This window comes from Fibrobacter sp. UWB4, assembly GCF_002210345.1.
GTDB lineage: Bacteria > Fibrobacterota > Fibrobacteria > Fibrobacterales > Fibrobacteraceae > Fibrobacter.
The window spans coordinates 1,029,062-1,047,412 of sequence record NZ_MWQI01000001.1 but is presented as its reverse complement, the minus strand read 5'-3'; the positions used below and the strand labels follow the sequence as shown (position 1 = coordinate 1,047,412).

Annotated in this window: 17 protein-coding genes; 7 read left to right on the top strand and 10 right to left on the bottom strand. The window is 48.7% G+C overall.

Annotated features, from left to right (window positions below):
- Positions 1–126: 126 nt before the first annotated feature.
- The gene (locus B7990_RS04440; RefSeq protein ID WP_088639795.1) at positions 127–1,152 is read right to left on the bottom strand and encodes an agmatine/peptidylarginine deiminase; all 1,026 of its coding nucleotides are present in this window, start codon (positions 1,150–1,152) and stop codon (positions 127–129) included.
- Between the two features lie 166 nt (positions 1,153–1,318).
- Positions 1,319–2,185 (bottom strand): carbon-nitrogen hydrolase, encoded by an 867-nt coding sequence (locus B7990_RS04435; RefSeq protein WP_088639794.1) that lies wholly within the window; start codon positions 2,183–2,185, stop codon positions 1,319–1,321.
- A gap of 160 nt (positions 2,186–2,345) precedes the next feature.
- Here B7990_RS04435 and B7990_RS04430 point away from each other — a divergent pair, with 160 nt between their 5' ends.
- Both B7990_RS04430 and prfB read left to right on the top strand, forming a co-directional pair.
- Positions 2,346–3,353: a peptidylprolyl isomerase gene (locus B7990_RS04430; RefSeq protein ID WP_088639793.1), complete on the top strand. Its 1,008-nt coding sequence runs from the start codon at positions 2,346–2,348 to the stop codon at positions 3,351–3,353.
- Positions 3,354–3,501: 148 nt separating this feature from the next.
- A protein-coding gene (prfB, locus tag B7990_RS04425; protein ID WP_141099210.1) for a peptide chain release factor 2 occupies positions 3,502–4,612 on the top strand; the annotation gives its coding sequence in 2 pieces (ribosomal slippage) (positions 3,502–3,573 and positions 3,575–4,612; 1,110 coding nt in all).
- 153 nt (positions 4,613–4,765) lie between these two features.
- Here prfB and B7990_RS14920 read toward each other — a convergent pair.
- The gene (locus tag B7990_RS14920; RefSeq protein ID WP_170861513.1) at positions 4,766–4,936 is read right to left on the bottom strand and encodes a hypothetical protein; all 171 of its coding nucleotides are present in this window, start codon (positions 4,934–4,936) and stop codon (positions 4,766–4,768) included.
- A gap of 104 nt (positions 4,937–5,040) precedes the next feature.
- Entirely contained in the window at positions 5,041–6,705 is a 1,665-nt protein-coding gene (locus B7990_RS04420; protein WP_014545075.1) for a diphosphate--fructose-6-phosphate 1-phosphotransferase, read from the bottom strand.
- A 458-nt stretch (positions 6,706–7,163) separates the two neighbouring features.
- On the opposite strand from B7990_RS04420, the gene B7990_RS04415 reads away from it, so the two are divergent.
- Complete coding sequence (locus B7990_RS04415; RefSeq protein ID WP_088639791.1) at positions 7,164–7,577, top strand: hypothetical protein; 414 nt, start codon at positions 7,164–7,166, stop codon at positions 7,575–7,577.
- Positions 7,578–7,782: 205 nt separating this feature from the next.
- On the opposite strand, the gene B7990_RS04410 is transcribed toward B7990_RS04415, so the two are convergent.
- Positions 7,783–8,343 (bottom strand): methylated-DNA--[protein]-cysteine S-methyltransferase, encoded by a 561-nt coding sequence (locus tag B7990_RS04410; protein WP_088639790.1) that lies wholly within the window; start codon positions 8,341–8,343, stop codon positions 7,783–7,785.
- Positions 8,344–8,360: 17 nt separating this feature from the next.
- Positions 8,361–9,584 (bottom strand): alanine racemase, encoded by a 1,224-nt coding sequence (alr, locus tag B7990_RS04405; protein ID WP_088639789.1) that lies wholly within the window; start codon positions 9,582–9,584, stop codon positions 8,361–8,363.
- 653 nt (positions 9,585–10,237) lie between these two features.
- On the opposite strand from alr, the gene B7990_RS04400 reads away from it, so the two are divergent.
- The 3 genes from B7990_RS04400 to B7990_RS04390 all read left to right on the top strand — a co-directional run bounded on the left by B7990_RS04400 (position 10,238) and on the right by B7990_RS04390 (position 13,689).
- On the top strand, positions 10,238–11,179 hold the full coding sequence (locus B7990_RS04400) for an AgmX/PglI C-terminal domain-containing protein (protein ID WP_088639788.1): 942 nt from the start codon (positions 10,238–10,240) through the stop codon (positions 11,177–11,179).
- Positions 11,180–11,280: 101 nt separating this feature from the next.
- A complete protein-coding gene (locus tag B7990_RS04395) occupies positions 11,281–12,396 on the top strand; it encodes an aminopeptidase (protein ID WP_088639787.1) in 1,116 nt (371 codons plus the stop codon).
- 48 nt (positions 12,397–12,444) lie between these two features.
- A complete protein-coding gene (locus B7990_RS04390) occupies positions 12,445–13,689 on the top strand; it encodes a hypothetical protein (protein WP_088639786.1) in 1,245 nt (414 codons plus the stop codon).
- A 134-nt stretch (positions 13,690–13,823) separates the two neighbouring features.
- Here B7990_RS04390 and B7990_RS04385 read toward each other — a convergent pair whose 3' ends face one another.
- From B7990_RS04385 to B7990_RS04370, 4 genes are all read right to left on the bottom strand, one after another.
- On the bottom strand, positions 13,824–14,813 hold the full coding sequence (locus B7990_RS04385) for an aspartate-semialdehyde dehydrogenase (protein WP_088639785.1): 990 nt from the start codon (positions 14,811–14,813) through the stop codon (positions 13,824–13,826).
- Between the two features lie 20 nt (positions 14,814–14,833).
- Complete coding sequence (locus B7990_RS04380) at positions 14,834–15,790, bottom strand: hypothetical protein (RefSeq protein ID WP_088639784.1); 957 nt, start codon at positions 15,788–15,790, stop codon at positions 14,834–14,836.
- Between the two features lie 15 nt (positions 15,791–15,805).
- The gene (locus B7990_RS04375) at positions 15,806–16,285 is read right to left on the bottom strand and encodes a single-stranded DNA-binding protein (protein ID WP_072828643.1); all 480 of its coding nucleotides are present in this window, start codon (positions 16,283–16,285) and stop codon (positions 15,806–15,808) included.
- Between the two features lie 185 nt (positions 16,286–16,470).
- A complete protein-coding gene (locus B7990_RS04370) occupies positions 16,471–17,547 on the bottom strand; it encodes a family 16 glycosylhydrolase (protein WP_088639783.1) in 1,077 nt (358 codons plus the stop codon).
- A 237-nt stretch (positions 17,548–17,784) separates the two neighbouring features.
- On the opposite strand from B7990_RS04370, the gene B7990_RS04365 reads away from it, so the two are divergent.
- Positions 17,785–18,324, top strand: a complete 540-nt coding sequence (locus tag B7990_RS04365; protein WP_088639782.1) for an alpha/beta hydrolase — start codon at positions 17,785–17,787, stop codon at positions 18,322–18,324.
- Positions 18,325–18,351: the final 27 nt, after the last annotated feature.

The following is an 18,351-nucleotide window of genomic DNA, read 5'->3' as shown; positions in this document are numbered from 1 at the left end:
AGAGCATATAAATAAACTAGCAAAAACACGTCACGAAAACAAGAAAAGTAGGCGGTAGACAGTAGTAGGAAGTAGGAAGAATTTTTTTTGCATTCCCTTCTAACTGTCTACTTCTAACTTCCTACTTTATTCACTTTCGTGCTTGCTCATGCAGTGGAGGCTGCCACCTTCTTCGATCACGGTGCGGCAATCAATGCCAATCACTTTGCGATCTGGGTACACGCTCTCGAAATACTTCTTGGCTTTCGCATCGTTTGGACACTTGTATTTCGGGAAGATGAGGCCTCCGTTCACGTAGATGTAGTTCATGTACGATGCCGGGAGAATTTGTCCGTCATCGAGCACACGTTGCGGCGGGAGCGGGAGCGTATCGACCTTGGCGGTTTCGTAATGTTCCTTGAGCCAGCTTTCGATGAACTGCTTGGCTTCGGTCAATATCGCGTAGTTGGGGGAGCGCTTGTTGTCCGTCATGCACATGACGACTCTGTCTTTTTCGACAAAGCGAGCAACGTTATCGATATGGCCGTCCGTGTGGTCTCCATGCAATCCGTGCGGGAGCACGAGCATTTCCTTGAGGCCGAAAGCCTTGCAGAGGGCCTTCACGACTTTCTTCAAATCCTTCTCGTCATTGCGGTTCTTACCAACGAGGCAATCTTCAGTCGTGATGCCGAGACCGTCGCCGTTGACTTCGATAGCGCCGCCTTCAAAAATGAACGGAACGCTTTCGTTGAGCGGGAGTCCTTGCTTTTCGGCAATCTTCTGCGGAATGGCGTTGTCGAGTCCCCATGGCGGGAACTTGGCGCCCCAGGCGTTAAACTGCGTTTCCGTGACGACTTTCTTGTCGCCCTTCTTCATAAAGAACGGACCGTAGTCGCGAATCCAGATGTCGTTTGTCTTGATGACAATAAAGTTCACCGGGAACGGGCGGTTTACGAGTGCCGCTTTTTCTTCGTCGGTCAAGAAGTTCTTGGCGGGAAGCAACAGATTCACCGGCTGGAATTCCGTGATGTTACGGATAAGTTCTACATAGAACTTGCGGATGTTGATGCCGCGTTCACCATACCAGTTCGTCTTGTTGTGCGGGAAAGCAAGCCACGTGGCACTCTGCTTTTCCCATTCCGCCGGATAACGTACAGATTTTTTTGTTGTCATAAAAAATTCCATGTGATAGATAAAGGTCTAGTTTCTAGTTCTAAGTTACTAGTTACTAGGTTGCTTTGCAACTATTTTTTAGTTTATAGTTCTGAGTTGCAAGAAGTGATTATATAGCAATATCTAGTAACTATTAACTAGTAACTGCGCCGTAGGCGCTTAGTAACTACTTCTCTGCCCAAATCTTCAAAATGTCCTTGTACAAGTCCACGCGTCTGTCGCGGAAATGCGGCCACCAGCGGCGATTTTCTTCGGTTTCGGCAAGGTCGAGTTCGACATAGCTTGCACCTAAGAATTCAGGATCGCACTTTTGCAAGATGTATCCGTCCGGTGCGGCAACAAAGCTTGTGCCCCAGAACGTGAGGTGTCCTTCGACGCCCGAGCGGTTTGCTGCAATCACGAATGTGCGGTTAGCAATCGCGTGTCCGCGCATGACCGTCATCCAGCTATCCTGCTGTCGCGGGTAAATTTCCTTGGGTTCAGAATCCATCCAGCCAATAGCAGTCGGGTAGATGAGCACGTCGGCACCCTTGAGGCTCATGATGCGGGCTGCTTCGGGGAACCACTGGTCCCAGCAAATAAGCACACCGAGCGTCCCTGCGCTAGTCTTGATCGGCTCAAAGCCGGTGTCACCTGGAATAAAGTAATACTTTTCGTAGAAGGCGGGATCATCGGGAATGTGGCTCTTGCGGTAAAGCCCTGCGATGCTTCCGTCGCGTTCAAATACGAAAGCCGAGTTGTGGTAAATACCACGGGCGCGCTTTTCGAAGAACGGAAACACGACAACGGCGTTCAGTTCCTTTGCAATTGCTTGCCATTCGGCGACAATCGGGTGATCCTTTTCAATCGCCAAGTCGAAAAAGTCAGCGTTTTCTTCGAACGGAAAGTACGGAGTGTGGAAAAGTTCGGGGAGGACGAGCAAATCGATGTTTTTGCCCTTGAGCTTGAGCGCTTCGTCCTTGTACCACTTGTTATTGGAATCGAAATCCCCGGTCCATTTGCCTTGCAACGTGTATACTTTAATCTTGTTCATGTGCAATAATTTAGCAAAAACGAGTGATAACTTCAATTTTTTGTAAGAACATTGTTTTGTTTGCGTAAAATCACATAGGGGGAGCTTTTGCTTGTTGTAAGTTTTCTATATTAACCCTTGAATTTTTATAACCCTTGATTTTTTAATAAAAGGATAAATAATGTCTCTTAAACTCATTTCTCGTGGTGCAGCCGCTGTTCTTTTGACGGCTGGCATTGCCTCTGCTCAGTTGATGAATTCGAAAAGTCTCGACGTCATCCGCGTCGAAAAGACGGGTATTTCTGCTGGTAAGATCGACAGCCTTGCAACGATGCTTGGCCAACAGCAAGCTCCGGGCCAGAAGTTGACTGACGAAATGATGACTCAACTTCGCTATGCAGTTGTAGATAATCTTGTGGGTCAGGAACTCATCAAGCTCGAAGCTAAGAAGATGGGGATCAAGGTGTCTGCCGGTAAGGTCGATAGCTTGACCAACCTCTTCAAGAAGCAGTTCCCGAGCGAAGAAGCCTTCCAGAAGGAACTCAAGAAGTCCAACACGACGATGGCTCAGTTCAAGTCCAAGATTGAAGATCAGCTCAAGAGCGAACAGATTCTCGAAAAGAAGGTTCCGTATCCGAAGGATCCGACCGAAGAAGATCTCAAGGCTTTCTGGCAGCTCAATCAGTCCAAGGTTGCAATCAACGATACCATTAGCGGTGCTCGCATCTTCATCTCTACCAAGGGTAAGAGCGCTCAGGAAATCAGCGATGCCAAGGACATGTTAAAGGGTCTTGCAGCCCAGGTTCGTTCCAAGAAGGCTACGTTTGCTCAGCTCGCCGCTATGTATAGCGACGATAAGGAAGCCAAGAAGACTGGCGGTATCATGAACAAGTTCCTCGCCAAGTCCAAGAGTGCTGCTTTTGCCAAGGCTGTTGGCAAGATCAAGGTCGGTGAAATCTCTGAAGTCATTACGGAAAATGACGGCGTGTCTATCTTCATGCTTACCGAAAAGAATGACGGCAAGTTTGATAGCTACAAGCACCAGATCGACTACATCTTGCGTGTACAGCGCGAACAGGAACGCCAGGCTAAGCTCAAGGCTTACCTCGACGAACTTGGCAAGACTTACAAGGTCCAGTACCTCGACAAGAAGTACGAACCGCCTCAGGCAATCGGCGCTGCTAAGTAATAGCACGAATTGTTTGTACGTGTCATTCTGAGCGAAGCGTAGCGAAGTCGAAGAATCCAGGGATCTTTTGGATCCTTCGATTTCGGACCTACGGTTCTGCACTCAGGATGACACTTCTTTTTTAATTAGCTGATATATAGAGGTTTATATGGCATTCAACACTACTCACACCGGGCTTATCGAGTTGCGCAGCCGCATCGATAAACTCTGGGGGTATCTTTGACTTAGAGGCAAAGACCGAAGAACTCTACGTCCTTGAAAAGGATTCTGGCGACCCGAACCTGTGGAACGATCAGGAAAAGGCGCAGGCGATGATGAAAAAGATTGGGAACCTCAAGGGTCTTATTGATTCCTGGAAAGAAGTTTCCCAGACGTGCGACGACCTTGCCGAGCTTTACGAAATGAGCAAGGACGAGGAATCTGCCGATCTCACGGCGACGCTCGAATCCGACATTGCAGACCTCAAGTCCAGAGTCGAAGCGATGGAATTCAAGAAGATGCTGAACGGCCCGGACGATGCCTGTGCATGCCTCATGTCTATCCATCCGGGTGCAGGTGGCACGGAGTCCCAGGATTGGGCGCTTATGCTTTTCCGCATGTACACGCACTTCTTTGAACGCGAAAAGATGGACTTCAAGGTGGTGGACTTCCAGGAAGCCGAAGACGCTGGCCTCAAGAGTGCAACGATTGAAGTCACTTGCGAAAACGCTTACGGATTACTCCGTTCTGAAATTGGTGTTCATCGTTTGGTGCGAATCAGCCCATTCGATGCGAACGCCCGCCGCCATACAAGCTTTACCGCCGTTTATCTGTACCCCGAACACGAAGACGTGGAATTTGATCTTGACATGTCCGAAGTGCGCGTGGACACGTACCGCAGTAGCGGTGCCGGCGGCCAGTACATCAACAAGACGGATTCCGCAGTGCGTATGACCCACTTGCCGACAGGCATCATGGCGAGCTGCCAGACGGAACGCAGCCAGATCCAGAACCGCGAAACCTGCTACAAGATGCTCAAGACCATGGTTGCAGAACACTACCGTTTGGAAGAAGAAGCGAAGCGCGATGCCCGCATGGCCGAGAAGAAGAAGGTCGAATGGGGTAGCCAGATCCGCAGCTACGTGTTGCAGCCGTACCAGCTTGTGAAGGACCTCCGCACAGGCGTTGAAACGTCTGATACCGCAGGCGTACTTGACGGAAAGATCAAGCCGTTCATCGACGCTTACTTGCTAAGCACAAGCGAAGCGAATAAGCAGTAATTAGACGAAAGAACGCTCGCAAGGCTCGCTATAGACGAAAGACGAGAGAATGTCCAATGTTTTTTGACATAATCGAAGTTAACGTTTGGGACTTGAGCGAAGAGAAGGATCCTTTAAAGTTAAAAGTGGCGGGCATTGCCCGCCATTTTTCTTTTATTTTAAGTTGTACTTTTCCTTGACAGCGATGCGCTCTTCTTCGGAAAGGCTCTTGATATAGCTTTTCCAGCCTGGGCAAAAGTTTATATGGAATCGCCAAATGCGTCCAATCAGCGACTTGGGGTTTTTGTCGTATTGAGCGCGGAGTTTGCAATTTGCACAAGCCATTTTTTGACACCTTTTGTTGATTGTGATTTTTTTAATATACAATAAAAATGCTCCCGGTGGAAGCCAGGAGCATCTTATTTTTTAATGCTGTTTTGAAGTAAAAATTACTTCATTGCACCGCGTTCGAGCTTGATCGTGAAGTTCGTGATGTCGCAAACTTCGCTCGGACCCCAGTACTGGATCGGACCCGGGTAGGTGTAGGATTCAGTCTTAGCCCATTCGTCGCGGCGAGCGGCGAAGTACTTAAACGGAGCGCTCATCGGGCCATCGAGTTCAACGAGAGCCTTGCGGATAACCGGCTTGTCGGCACCGTGACGGCGTTCGATGTTCATCATCATGGTGATCGGAAGGCCGCCAGCGACCCAGTTTTCGATACCCTTGGTGACGTTGCGGACAGAGCTCATGTAGCCGTTCATGCCGTTGAGGGCGAGAACAGAGGCTGCAAAGCCGAGGCTGTAGCAGTAGTCAGCGTCGAAGTTGGACGGAGCTGCGCAACGGCCTTCGTAACCGAAGAAGTGGTTGAGAGCAGAGAACTTGCCCTTGAAGTCACCACGGTTCTTGAGTTCCTTCTTGACCATTTCAATGATGAGCTTTTCAGTTTCGATGAGGGAAACCTGAACGTTGCCATGGCTGTCGCGTTCGAGCATGAGCTGGGCCTGGATGCCGGCCGGGAGGCTCTTGAGGACTTCAGCGGATTCAGCGCTGACCCATGCGCAGAGCTTTTCGACCTTGGCAGCCGTGTCGAGACCTTCGACTTCGGCTTCGTGGTGGGCGAGGGCTTCAGAAAGTTCAGAGATAAGGACGCCAACGTCCGGGATGAATTCGAGGAGGCCTTCCGGAATGAGGGCGACACCGAAGTTCTTGCCCTGTGCTGCACGAGCGTAAACAACGTCAGCAACCTGCTTGATCACGTCCTTGAGCTTCATCTGCTTTGCCTTGACTTCTTCAGAGATAAGGCAGATGTTCGGGTGGGTCTGGAGAGCAGCTTCGAGAGCGATATGGGAAGCAGAGCGGCCCATGAGCTTGATGAAGTGCCAGTACTTCTGAGCGGAGTTAGCATCGCGCATGATGTTGCCGATGAGTTCAGAGTAGGTCTTCACAGCGGTGTCGAAACCGAAAGAGGTTTCGATGAATTCGTTCTTCAAGTCACCGTCGATGGTCTTCGGGCAACCGCAAACGCAGGTCTTGACGCCCTTGGACTGGAAGTATTCACCGAGAACAGCTGCGTTCGTGTTGGAGTCGTCACCACCGATGATAACGATAGCGTCGAGGTCGAGCTTGTTGGCAACAGCAATGCACTTGTTGAACTGTTCTTCAGTTTCGAGCTTGGTACGGCCAGACTGGATCATGTCGAAGCCACCAGCGTTGCGGTAGGCGTCCATCTTGGCGTCGTCAATTTCAATGTACTTGCCGTTTTCGAGACCGGAGGGGCCGCCGAGGAAACCGAAAAGGACGGAATCCTTGGAAACGGACTTGATGCCGTCGTAGATACCGGCGATAACGTTATGTCCACCCGGAGCCTGGCCACCAGAGAGAACCACGCCCATGCGGAGAGCCTTGCCAGCCTTGGCTTCGGCTGCTTCGAACTGAACAACCGGAAGACCGTAGGTGTTCGGGAAGAGTTCCTTGATCTTGGCCTGGTCGCTAACGGATTCGGTAGCTGCACCCTTGTTAATCTTCACGCTCAGGGCTCCATTCTTGAGGGAGACCGGGAGCTTCGGCTGATAGGCCTGACGGGCCTTGGTCAGTACAGAGAGATTTTCGGACATTGTTTATTCCTTTTGTTAATCCCGCAAAAAGGCGGGTTTTTGGTTAAAATTCCGGCGTAAATATAGTAATTATTCTTTTCAAGAACCAAAAGTACGTCATGCGGGCGGGCCCCCAGCTCGGAAAAACTTAAACCCATCCTGGCGCAAGCGCCAACCTTACGGCTCGACCATGACCATACAAGTATGGTCGCGGCACTCGCCTTTTAAGGTTGTGGCCGACGCTTTTATTCTCACAACGATAAGCTTTGTATACATTTGTATATTAAGCCTCGCTAGTTAAGTATAAAATCAGGGCTTTATTTATTTACAAAATGTGATAAAAGTCAAATTTTTGTATGATTTTTTTAACTTTTTATTCCAAAATAGAGTAAATTTTTCTATATATGCGACGCGTAAGAAAAAAGTAATGAACGCTTCGCGGCGAACATTGCTTGATTCGTAAAAAAGAAGGTGAGTGTATGAATGTTTTAATCTGGGGAGCCGATACGATTTTGGGCCATGGTCTCTTGTCCATGCTCAAGGATATCAAGGATGGTGTTTTTAACGCTATCGGTAACATTGAAATTGGGGAGATCTTTGCCTGTGATGCAGAATCCGACAAAGATATCATCGACGAAGCTTGTGCCAATGCCGACTTCGTGTTCAATTTGTCTTATGGTTGCACATCCGACAAGCTCATTGAGGGCTTGAACATTCATAACAACGCCTGCCCGGTTCTTCTGAGTCACTCTGTTCGCGATGCAAGTCTTTTTCGCGAATATGCTCAAAATAAAAATGTGCCAATTCTTGAATGGGCACCGAATTACGACATGGAACTCCTGAGTGTCGAAGCTCAAGTCTATGACATGCTCGGTGCACTGCAGTGCGCATAGTTTAGACGAGAGACTAAAGACTATAGACGACAAATGCGTAAGGCGAATGAAGCGGGACCGCTTGCGGGATCATTTCTGAGCCTAGCATTTGGGACTTGACCGAAGTGAAAGTCCAAAGATATTAGGCGGCCTTCCTACTTTGGGGGTCGCCTGTTTTTTTTTGGTTCATTTTAAATCAACCATTCGCATTTTTGAATATTGTTTGTTATTCCAGTATTAATTCATTCGGAATGGCTCCCTCCATGCAGAGGAGCCTTCTTTTTAATCCGACGCCAAGTGCATAGCCGCTCAGGCGACCGCGGCTGTCAATTACGCGATGGCAGGGGATGACGACTTGAATCGGATTCCTATGCAGAACATTCCCGACGGCACGGACTGCTTGTGGGTGGCCAATTATTTTGGCAATTTGTTTGTACGTACAAGTTTTACCGTATGGAATTTGACGTGTGACTTCGAGAGTTTTTTTCTGGAAGTCGGTGCCGTAGATTTTTATGGGAATAGAAAACTCGCAGATCTTGCCTGCGAGGTACAAATTAAGTTCGTTCACCGCCTTGCGGTAGGCGTTGCGAACACGATTGTTCAATTCCGTTTCCATGTCGGGGCTTGCATAGGCGCAAGCCTGTACATTGCTCGGAGTCGCTTTTACTTCGTCTGAAGTTTCCCGAAATTTTAGGCCACAAAGTTTTGATCCTTCGAAGATAAAGGTCCATTCGCCCCAGACATTCCGGTGGCTTATCTTTGTGAATTTCGGGTCATCAAACTTCATACCATGTGGTACTTCTCCTAGCGCAATGGATATTCCTTGAAATCCTTGACGCCGAATTCTTCCTTGAGGTAGTCCCAGCGCACGAGGCGGTTCTTCCAGTAGTACTTGCGGTACAGACGGCGAGCCACGCGGCTAGTGATTTCGTACGGAATCGTGTGGTGTTCTTCGGCTACGCTTTCCATCGAAATGCGGAAGTCGAGTTCGCCGTTCACGACGTCAACGGTTTCGCCAACTTGCACGTCCGGAATGTGGCTTACATCGACCATGGTTGCATCCATGCAGACGCGTCCGAGAATCGGGCAGAGCTGTCCGCGAATGAAGACAAAGCCCTTGTTGTATTCGCCGCGGAGGTAACCGTCGCCGTAACCGATAGCGATGGTTGCAATGCGCGTGAGCTGCTGGGCGGCCCAGTAACCGCCGTAGCTGACGGTTTCGCCGGGCTTCACGTCGTGCACGTGGCGGATGGTGGACTTGATTTTCATGACCGGCTTGATCGGCAAAGTGCTTGGGACGGCGCCCATGCAGTTGTAGCCGTAAAGCGTGAGACCTGGGCGCACCATGTCGAAGTGGCTTTCGGGGTGCGTGAGCGTTCCTGCAGAACTGGAGCAATGGCAGATAGGCGGGCGGAGTCCGTCTGCGTCAAGCACATCGACGAGTCGCGTAAAGCGCTGAATCTGGATTTCAGTTTTCGGGTTGCCCGGCATGTCGGCTGTAGCGAGATGCGTGAACATGCCTTCGAACTTGAGATGCTTGAGGGTGAGGGCTGCACGGATGTTGTTGAAGTCCTCGGCGTCAAAACCGTAGCGGTTCATGCCAGTATCGATGGCGAGGTGAGCCTTGCATTCTGTGCCAGTCTCACCGAGGAACTGGTCAAAAGCAACTGCGGTGCGGAGGTCCGTTATGGCTGCGGTCAGCTGGTATTCGACAAAGTAGGCGAAGTCAGATGGTGTGCAGGGGCCGAGCACGAGAATCGGCAAGTCCATGCCGTACTGGCGAAGCAGCATGCCTTCGCTGATGTGGGCGACGCCGAGGTAGTCGGCACCGCCAGCCTTGGCGGCGAATGAACAGGCGAGGCTTCCGTGGCCGTAAGAGTCGGCCTTGACGGGGAGCAAAATCTTCGTGGAAGCCGGAATCTGGCTTCTGATAAATTGAATGTTGTTGCAGAGGGCGTCTAGGTTGATTTCAATCCAGTTCGGGCGAGCAATCTTATTTAAGTCAGGAGGAGTAGCTAAAAGTTTCATGATAGTCATAATATAGTCAAGTTTTTAGAATACGCGTTGGACCTGGGCGTAGATGGATGAAAATTTGGTCGATAGTCTTCGCTAAGCGAGAATCCATACGGTTACATGTTAATAGTTGCTTCTTGGAACGCTATTAATTCCAAATTGGAATAAATTACGCTGGGCTAAGTTTTGTAAAAATCTTGGGCTGAGAAAAAATCGAAAAATGCGAGCGAACCCAATAACTACGGGCAAAGCCTTATCTTATCTAAGTTTACAATGTTCCGTATGAAATTTTCTTTACTGTTTTGTTGTGGTTTTTGCGTTTTTTTTATTGGTACTTTATGGGTGTGGTAAGGATGTGGATTACAACTTACTTTCAAATAAATGAATAAAAAGTAAGAGGTTATACAAAGTAAATAAAATTATTTTGTAATTAATTTTTCTGAAATTACTTAAACGATTTTTGAACATTCGAGTTTGGATTCGTAAGAAATTACGAAGTAGATTCGTGTGACTGTATCGCGTGGAACTTCGCAATAAAGGCTTGTTCGGGAAGCCTTATTCCGAAGTGTTGCCATTCGGCAAATTGATGCTCCGCTCACGGAGTAGTTGGTTTGCTGATACCTAAAAAACAAAAACATCCAATTTCCTGCAAAAGGGAGGATAAAATCATGAAAACGACAAAACAAACACAAGATGCGTTCATCGCGTCTCTGATGCCTGATTCTGACAAGAAGATGGTGCGCATTTCCGGCGCATCGCTGATTGTCGCGTTGGCGCTTGGTTTCTGGGCGTCTACGTATGAAAGCATTATCGATGAGGTCATGTTTGATCCACCGGAAAAAGATCAAATAGGGGTTTCTGTCAAAATGGATCCAATAGAGAAAAAGCCTGATCCTCCTAAGAAACCTAAAGTACAGGAAGAAATCACGCGTAGAAGGCCGGGTGGTGGAGGTAAGCCTAAAGGAAATGGTGATCCTAGAGCGCCTATTAACCGTGGTGTTCTCGAAAGGCTTACAGCCATGACAAATACGGCGTCGGCGCAAGCATACGACCTTGCGAACAAGACGTTTGCGAAAGATATCGAGAAAACGCTTAAAGTTCTGAATGGCTTACAGGTGACCGGTAAGACAAGCCTTGCCGAAAGACGTCGTGGTAAAGCAGATGTTGGTTTCAACCCAGGTAGCATTACAGGCTCCGGGGGTGGAATTGGCGACATGCTTAGCGGCTTGCTTGGCGGTCCTGCTGGCACTATCAAGACTCAGGCAAAAATGAAAAATATGCCGATTCCCAAGATGAATGAAATCGATATGGGGTCTACAGGTGCATCCCGTTCGGCTTCTGAAATCATGAAGGTCGTCAAGCAGCGTACACCTGGACTCCGTCACATTTACAATACGCATTTGAAGAAAAAGCCGGGGTTCCAGGGCAAGGTCACATTGAAGTTCACGATTGCGCCGGGAGGCGAGATCATAAGCATTGCTGTGGCTAATTCGACGACTGGATTCACTGAATTCGATAATGCCGTCAAGTCTGCTGTCAGCAAGTGGACTTTCAATAAAATCAAGTCGGGAAATACGACAGTGACGATTCCGTTTACCTTTACGGAGTAATGGAATGAGAATTGGAGTAGAATAAAGACTGATAGATTTTTAAATTTAAGTCGGCGATTTTGTCGCCGACTTTCGGTGATTTTAATTTATGGGGTAAAAGAATGAAAGATCCTCGCATTACGCAACTTGCAGAAAATTTGATCAACAACGCCATTGCTCTCAAGGCGGGCGAAAACATTTTAATCGAAACGACCGACACGCCGGACGAACTCTCGACAGAACTCATCAAGGCTGTTGCCAAAGTTGGTGGTAACGCATTTGTACACAATTACAATAGCCGCGTGCGTCGCGAGGTTATCCGTAGCGCTTCCGAAGAACAGATGAAGCTTTCTGCGGACCTTGCGATGAACGAGATGAAGCAGATGCAGGCATACCTCTCTATCCGCGCGATGAACAATGCGATGGAAAACTGCGACATCGACGACAAGAAGATGCTTGCCTACAGGACCATCACGCAGGACGTGCTCAATTACCGCGTGAACAACACGCGCTGGTGCGTGCTCCGCTGGCCGAATCCGTCCATGGCCCAGGGCGCAAAGATGAGCACGGAAGCATTCGAAGACTTCTACTTCAAGGCTTGCCTTGCCGATTACCCGAAGATGCAGCGCGCCGCCCAGGCGTTGGTCGATCTCATGAACAAGACGAATAAGGTGCGTCTCGTGGCACAGGACACGGACATCACGTTCAGCATCAAGGACATTCCGGCGGTGCCGTGCTGCGGCAACATGAACATTCCCGATGGCGAAGTTTATACGGCGCCGGTGCAGGGGAGTATCGAAGGCGTTATCCATTACAACACGCCGACGCTTTACGAAGGCAAGCAGTTCAGCAATATCCGCCTCGTCTTTAAGCAGGGGAAGATTGTCGAAGCGACTTGCGAAACTGGCGACAACAAGAGCCTGAATGCAATTTTCGATACGGACGAAGGCGCTCGCTACGTGGGCGAGTTTGCGATTGGCTTCAATCCGTTTGTGCTTTCTCCGATGTGCGACATTCTGTTCGATGAAAAAATTGCGGGTTCCATCCACTTTACGCCGGGCATGTGCTACGAAGATGCCCCGAACGGGAACAAGTCTGCAATCCACTGGGACCTGGTTCTGATCATGCGTCCGGAATACGGCGGCGGTGAAATCTGGTTCGATGACAAGCTCATCCGCAAGGACGGACTTTTTGTGGTCGATGAGCTTAAGTGCTTGAATCCTGAGAATCTTGTTTAATTATATTTTTCTCACACAATTCAAACCTTTTTGCTACAAGGAAGCTGTATGAACTTTAAAAAGATGTTTGGTATCGCTCTTGCTTGCTTCGGTGTTGCTTTTGCACAGGGCACTTCTCAATCCATGAGTGAACAAGAATTACAGAAGCAGGAAGAACAGGCTGCCGCTTCTGAAGATTTGACGGCCCCGGTTCCGTTTGTCGCTCCGGAAATTCCAAAGGATTCCAAAAAGTCTTCTTTCAATAGAATATTACACGGCAAGTCCTATAATAGAAACAGCAATATGGCGGCCGCTAACAATACGGACCTTTTGCTTTCTTACCCGAACTTGTTCGCGAACCGCAAGTTCTTCTACATTGAGCCGACGAACAAACTCGGAATTCTCTCCCTTGGCTCGTTCTTTACGGCTTTCGATATTTCTAGGGCTACTCATGCTCTAGATGATGACTCCCAAAAAGAAGTCGGTCGCCTCACTCTCGGTTATGCTGCTCCTGGATTTGGCTTCTATTTCAGAGCAGGTCTTGGATCTTCCTGGTTTGAAAACGATGCTGTTGAACGCGATACAACCTATGGCGGTGACGACTGGGGTGCTGCGATTGCAAAAAGTTTCTTGGGCATGAATGTGGCTGCTAGCGCTGATTGGGTTACCCATAAGCAGAAAATTCATGAAGAACCGTCTGCAAAGGGTTCTTCAGAGACAAAAGATCGTTTTGACAGCCTCACCTTGAATCTCAGCTTGACAAACGCTCCGACTGCAAAGAACTTCACCTGGGTTCTTGGTGCTAGGTTTATAAGCTTCAACAGCGAAACGAAAGTGGATGATGAAGTTGATAAAGATAATGATGGCTTAGATTCTTTCTGGGGAATTGATCCGTATATTCGCGGTGGTCTTGCTGTGCTTGAAAATGAAAATGCAAGAGTCCTTTTCGGAGCTGCGGCTATATTCTCCTACAGGCATTATGATGAGCCTAAGGATGCGTTCTCCCTTGTTTCGATCATTCAGCCGAGCATGCTTGGTGAAGTTTTTGTAGGTGAATCGAAGAATTTCATGTTCTATGGCGAAGTTGGTTATGACTGGGTTGCTTTCCGCTATTATAATGAAAAGGAACCAAATGATTTGTCTGTGTTGGGCTATAACATGAATACTGTGAATGCCTCTATCGGTTTCCGCTATCAGTACAAGGATTTCCTTGCTGCTGAATTTGGCATTGGCGAAAAGCTCTTTACGGGTATCGGCAACTTCTTTACAGAAGATGGCACGTTCGTCGATTTCAGCGCGATGATCCGCTTCTAATAGCAACGTTTGTTTGCAACAAATAATGCCTCCCGGAAGGGAGGCTTTTTTGCTTTTTTTTAAAGGAGAAGCCCGGTCGGAACCGGGCTTGACAATGAAAATTTGTCATCGCGGGGATTGCCCGCGATTCTCGATTAGAGGCGTTCTGCAATCTGGACGGCGTTGAGAGCAGCACCCTTGCGGATCTGGTCACCAACAATCCAGATGTTCATGCCGTTGTCGCATGCGAGGTCCTTGCGGATACGGCCAACGTAGATGTCGTCAGTGCCCATGAGGTTGAGCGGCATCGGGTAGACGTTGTTTGCCGGATCGTCACAGAGCTGGAGGCCTTCGCCGTTCTTGATGGCGTTGCGGACTTCTTCAACAGAAAGTGCGCGTTCAGTTTCGAAGCTGATGGCTTCGGAATGGCAGCGGAGTGCAGAAACGCGGACGCAGGTAGCAGCGCAGCGGACGTCGCTGTGCATGATCTTCTGCGTTTCGTTGAACATCTTCATTTCTTCCTTCGTGTAGCCGTTGTCGGTGAACACGTCGATGTGCGGAATGAGGTTGTATGCGAGCTGGTGTGCGAACTTCTTCACGGTGACCGGCTTGCCTTCAACGATTTCCTGGTACTGCTGCTTGAGTTCGGCCATGCCCGTTGCACCGGCACCGCTTGCGCTCTGGTAAGAGGAAACGTGAATGGTCTTGATCTTGCTCAAGTCGTTGATCGGCTTGAGAGCGACAACCATCATGATGGTCGTGCAGTTCGGGTTAGCGATGATGCCCTTGTGGAGCTTGATGTCTTCCGGGTTCACTTCCGGGACAACGAGCGGGACGTTCGGATCCATGCGGAAGAAGCTCGTGTTGTCGACGACGACGGCACCTGCGTCAACAGCGATAGGAGCGAATTCCTTGGAAACGCTTGCGCCTGCAGAGGAGAGCACGAGGTCTACGTTCTTGAATGCGTCCTTGCAAGTCAGTTCGACTTTGAGCTTTTCGCCCTTGAATTCATATTCGCGACCGACGCTGCGTTCGGAAGCGAGAAGCTTCAAGTTCTGAAGCGGAAAGTTACGTTGTTCAAGAATCTTGAGGAGTTCCTGACCTACTGCGCCCGTGGCGCCCATGATCGCTACGTTACGAATCATAGATTTAACCTTTGTTTTTCTTATTGTTGAGGTTGATTGTTCGTTTTTAAATTTTGAATGATTTTGTTAAACTTGTCGATATGTCTTTTTGCAATGACTATCAGATCGCGAGCTTGTGTGTATTTCTTCATTGCTTCGGCTGGATCTTCCAGAAGGCAATAAGAATACAGCGTGTGTGACGCGCTACGGATTGTTTCCGATGCTTGGACCAGTTCCGAATGGGCTTCTCGCGCTTCCATTGGATGGAAAATGCCGATGGTCTTGCGGTTCAGCGATGTGGCCTTGTTGTTGATGGCGAGTGCCTGCTGGCTTCTTTTTTCGCGTTCCATTTCGCCTGCGCTTGGTTCCATTGCTTCAAATGAATCAATGGAATGCATGATTTCGAACATCTTGTCGATCACGGATTCTGCTTTGTTTGAATACGTGTCAAGACGATCCATCACTTCAGGAGCTAGTTCAACATCTTCGATACCAGCGTCTACAGATTCTGTACTGTTCTGAGAAACAGTTTTTTGCGGTCCCTGATTTTTTGCTTCGCTGTTTGCGTTGTCAAAAGACGAAATGTAGTCTTCGTATTTTTTGTTGTACGTGACTAGTTCTGTAGGGGAATAAGAAGACGTGAGGACCAGAGTCGGGCGTTCAAAGCAAGCCGTTCCGATACTGCCGGTCAGCATACATAAAGAGAGGAAAAGGAACGATGCCTTTGTGGACCATTCTTCACTTTGCACAAGACAATGAATGCTGAAAAGAAAAAGCAAAAAGAACGACAGTAAAATACCACCCTCGACATTCTGGACGATGATAGTATTCTTTACGAAATAGAATAGACAGTCTATTACAATCGTGAGAGTCGAAAGGATCGCTCCGATGACTTTCGTGTTACGCCCAGGAGTCGTTGCCGTTGCGAATAGCGTTACAAACGATATTCCAAGTGGCAGCGCATAGATGAGCGTTATTTCTGCAATTCCCTGATTCATTCACAAAGTTTTGAGTTAGAACGGAAGATCGACGTCTTCTTCTGCCATGCCTGCGTCATAGGCCGGAGCGCTATTCTGCTGCATGCCGTTGAAGCTGTTGGACTGGTAGCTGTTGGCCTGGCTGAAGCCGCCTGCTGCCGGAGCACCACCCTGGCCGCGCGGAGTGAGGAGCTGGAACGTGTCCATGTTGATTTCGGTAACATAGCGCTTCTGACCGCTGGTCTGGTCTGTCCAGCTGCGGTTGGTGAGGGATCCTTCTACATAGAGGCTCATGCCTTTGCGAATGCCAAGCTGTTCAACGATATCTGCGATTTTGCCCCAGCCAATGATGTTGTGCCAGTCGGTCTGTTCCTTCTGTTCGCCGTTGTTGTCACGATAGCGACGAGAAGTGGCGAGGGAGAACGAAACACGCTTGCGACCACCATTGGGATTAACGCGAACTTCCGGGTCCTTGCCGATATTACCGATGAGCATAACCTTATTCAAATAAGCCATATAATTATCCTATTTTAATTTTTTGAAATTTCGAAATCAAAAATACAAAAAGAATTTTGACAATTTTATGTCAAAAAAAAAAAATGGCGAATATCCCCTAAATTTTATGGATTCAGCAAAAAACCATGTGGCGTAAACCACATGGCATTTACAGTAAAGAGAATTATAAAGCGAATCCGCCACGATTAGTATTCAAAGTTCACGCGGTAGCGCTTGTGACCATTGGGGTTGACCTTTGCGCCCTTGGCGTTCACTAGTCCACGGCGTTCCTTTGTAATTGTTGGCGTGGTGCGGATTCCATGAATTGCATTTGTTTCGCTGGAAGAACTGGGCGGGACAAACTGGCTGCTAGATGATGCTACTGCGCTAGAGGAACTTGCCGGCACACTGCTTGAAGACGATACCGGAGTGCTGCTGGAAGAGGCCGGTGCGGATTCGGTGTCTTTTGGAACCTGACCGTTAAAGCCTTCCTGGCCCTTCTTGGTGAGCGCTATGATTGCCATGCCGTCCTTTGTGAAGATGTTGCTTGGACTGATATCAACGCGGTTGCCATCAAATGTCCAGTCACCCTTGCTCCAACGGTTGTTGTCGAATGTGTCGAAATTGTCGGTCCAGAGGAGCTTGAAATCGCTTCCGTTGTCGCCTTGGCCCGGCTTGTATTCATAAACTTTCACCCAGTTGATGAACTGGTAAACCGGAAGGATGTTGTCGTTCCATGCACCGACCCAGCCTGCATCTTCATGGGACCACAGGTTGAAACGGAGACCCTGCGGCTTTTTGCCGAGGTCCTGAACCTGGTTGTTGTCGCCCTGGCCCTTGACGGTCTTGCGGACAACTTTTCCGTCCAAGATCCATGCTACGTAATCAGGAGTCCATTCCATGCCGTAAGTGTGGAATGACTGGTTGGAGGCCGGGTTGATGGCGTGATGCTTTTCGCTAGTTACCTTGCGGTCGGGCTGGCCATCGCCAGGACCGAAGCCGGTGATGATGTTGGATTGGAAGCTGCTGGGATTCTTACCTAAAATTTCGATATCCACTTCGACCCAGGGCTCGTTTCCGCCGAGGTAGGAATCGTTGTGGTAAAGGAACATGGAACTAACCGTCCCCGAGCCTGCAGCCATCTGCATACGGGCTTCGAACTTGCCGTACATCCATGTTTCGTTCGTATAGAGTTCAGCACCGCTGTAGTCTTTTGCGCTGACTGCTGCGGTAAGCGCTGCTACAACGAGAGCGCTCTTGACTGCTGTTTTCTTGATATTCATATTTTATCTCCATGAAGTTTCTGTACAAAACAGAATCCCATTTAACCAAATATAAAGATAAGTTAGCGGACTTGAATAACCAATAAAATAGAGTGTACTTAGAAAAATAACTGTATCGATTGTGCTACGGCTTTTTGCAGGATAAATTCGAATTTGGTCTTAAATTGCCATAAATTCATTTTCAAACGGAATAGTAGCTTAATTTTTATACTATTTTGGTAGGAAAAAGAGGCGATAATGAATTACTTGATTGTTCCCGGATTGAATAATTCCGGACCAAAACACTGGCAGAGCTTCTGGGAAAAGAGCTTGCCGAATGCGACACGAGTCATCCAGCGCTGTTGGGACCGTCCTGTGAAAGCGGACTGGGTCGATACTTTGGACAAGTGCATCCGGCAGTTGAAATCGGATACGGTTCTTGTGGCGCACAGCCTGGGGGTCTGTACAACGGTCAACTGGCTTTTGAAGGCGAAATCGCAAGGTGGCGTTCCGCCGTACATCAAGGGGGCTTTCCTCGTTTCGCCGAGTGATGTGGATAACGTAGAACTTATTGGAAGCTTTGCGCCGATGCCGCTTGATAAATTGCCGATCCCGGCGTGTGTCGTGGCGAGCGAAAACGACCCGTTTGTCTCGATGGAGCGTTCTGAATTTTTTGCCAACGCCTGGGGCGTAAAGCTATTTAATGCTGGCGCGCTTGGTCATATCAATTCGGATTCCGATCTCGGCGAATGGGAACAGGGGCGTAAATTCCTTGCGGAATTTGAAGCGACTCTCTAGCGTGACTATATTTTAGGTACACATCAA

Bases quoted from the DNA above. Each gene is read 5' to 3' on its own strand.
- B7990_RS04440 (WP_088639795.1), bottom strand. From the start codon at position 1,152: ATGACAACAAAAAAATCTGTACGTTATCCGGCGGAATGGGAAAAGCAG.
- B7990_RS04435 (WP_088639794.1), bottom strand. From the start codon at position 2,185: ATGAACAAGATTAAAGTATACACGTTGCAAGGCAAATGGACCGGGGAT.
- B7990_RS04430 (WP_088639793.1), top strand. From the start codon at position 2,346: ATGTCTCTTAAACTCATTTCTCGTGGTGCAGCCGCTGTTCTTTTGACG.
- B7990_RS14920 (WP_170861513.1), bottom strand. From the start codon at position 4,936: ATGGCTTGTGCAAATTGCAAACTCCGCGCTCAATACGACAAAAACCCC.
- B7990_RS04420 (WP_014545075.1), bottom strand. From the start codon at position 6,705: ATGTCCGAAAATCTCTCTGTACTGACCAAGGCCCGTCAGGCCTATCAG.
- B7990_RS04415 (WP_088639791.1), top strand. From the start codon at position 7,164: ATGAATGTTTTAATCTGGGGAGCCGATACGATTTTGGGCCATGGTCTC.
- B7990_RS04410 (WP_088639790.1), bottom strand. From the start codon at position 8,343: ATGAAGTTTGATGACCCGAAATTCACAAAGATAAGCCACCGGAATGTC.
- alr (WP_088639789.1), bottom strand. From the start codon at position 9,584: ATGAAACTTTTAGCTACTCCTCCTGACTTAAATAAGATTGCTCGCCCG.
- B7990_RS04400 (WP_088639788.1), top strand. From the start codon at position 10,238: ATGAAAACGACAAAACAAACACAAGATGCGTTCATCGCGTCTCTGATG.
- B7990_RS04395 (WP_088639787.1), top strand. From the start codon at position 11,281: ATGAAAGATCCTCGCATTACGCAACTTGCAGAAAATTTGATCAACAAC.
- B7990_RS04390 (WP_088639786.1), top strand. From the start codon at position 12,445: ATGAACTTTAAAAAGATGTTTGGTATCGCTCTTGCTTGCTTCGGTGTT.
- B7990_RS04385 (WP_088639785.1), bottom strand. From the start codon at position 14,813: ATGATTCGTAACGTAGCGATCATGGGCGCCACGGGCGCAGTAGGTCAG.
- B7990_RS04380 (WP_088639784.1), bottom strand. From the start codon at position 15,790: ATGAATCAGGGAATTGCAGAAATAACGCTCATCTATGCGCTGCCACTT.
- B7990_RS04375 (WP_072828643.1), bottom strand. From the start codon at position 16,285: ATGGCTTATTTGAATAAGGTTATGCTCATCGGTAATATCGGCAAGGAC.
- B7990_RS04370 (WP_088639783.1), bottom strand. From the start codon at position 17,547: ATGAATATCAAGAAAACAGCAGTCAAGAGCGCTCTCGTTGTAGCAGCG.
- B7990_RS04365 (WP_088639782.1), top strand. From the start codon at position 17,785: ATGAATTACTTGATTGTTCCCGGATTGAATAATTCCGGACCAAAACAC.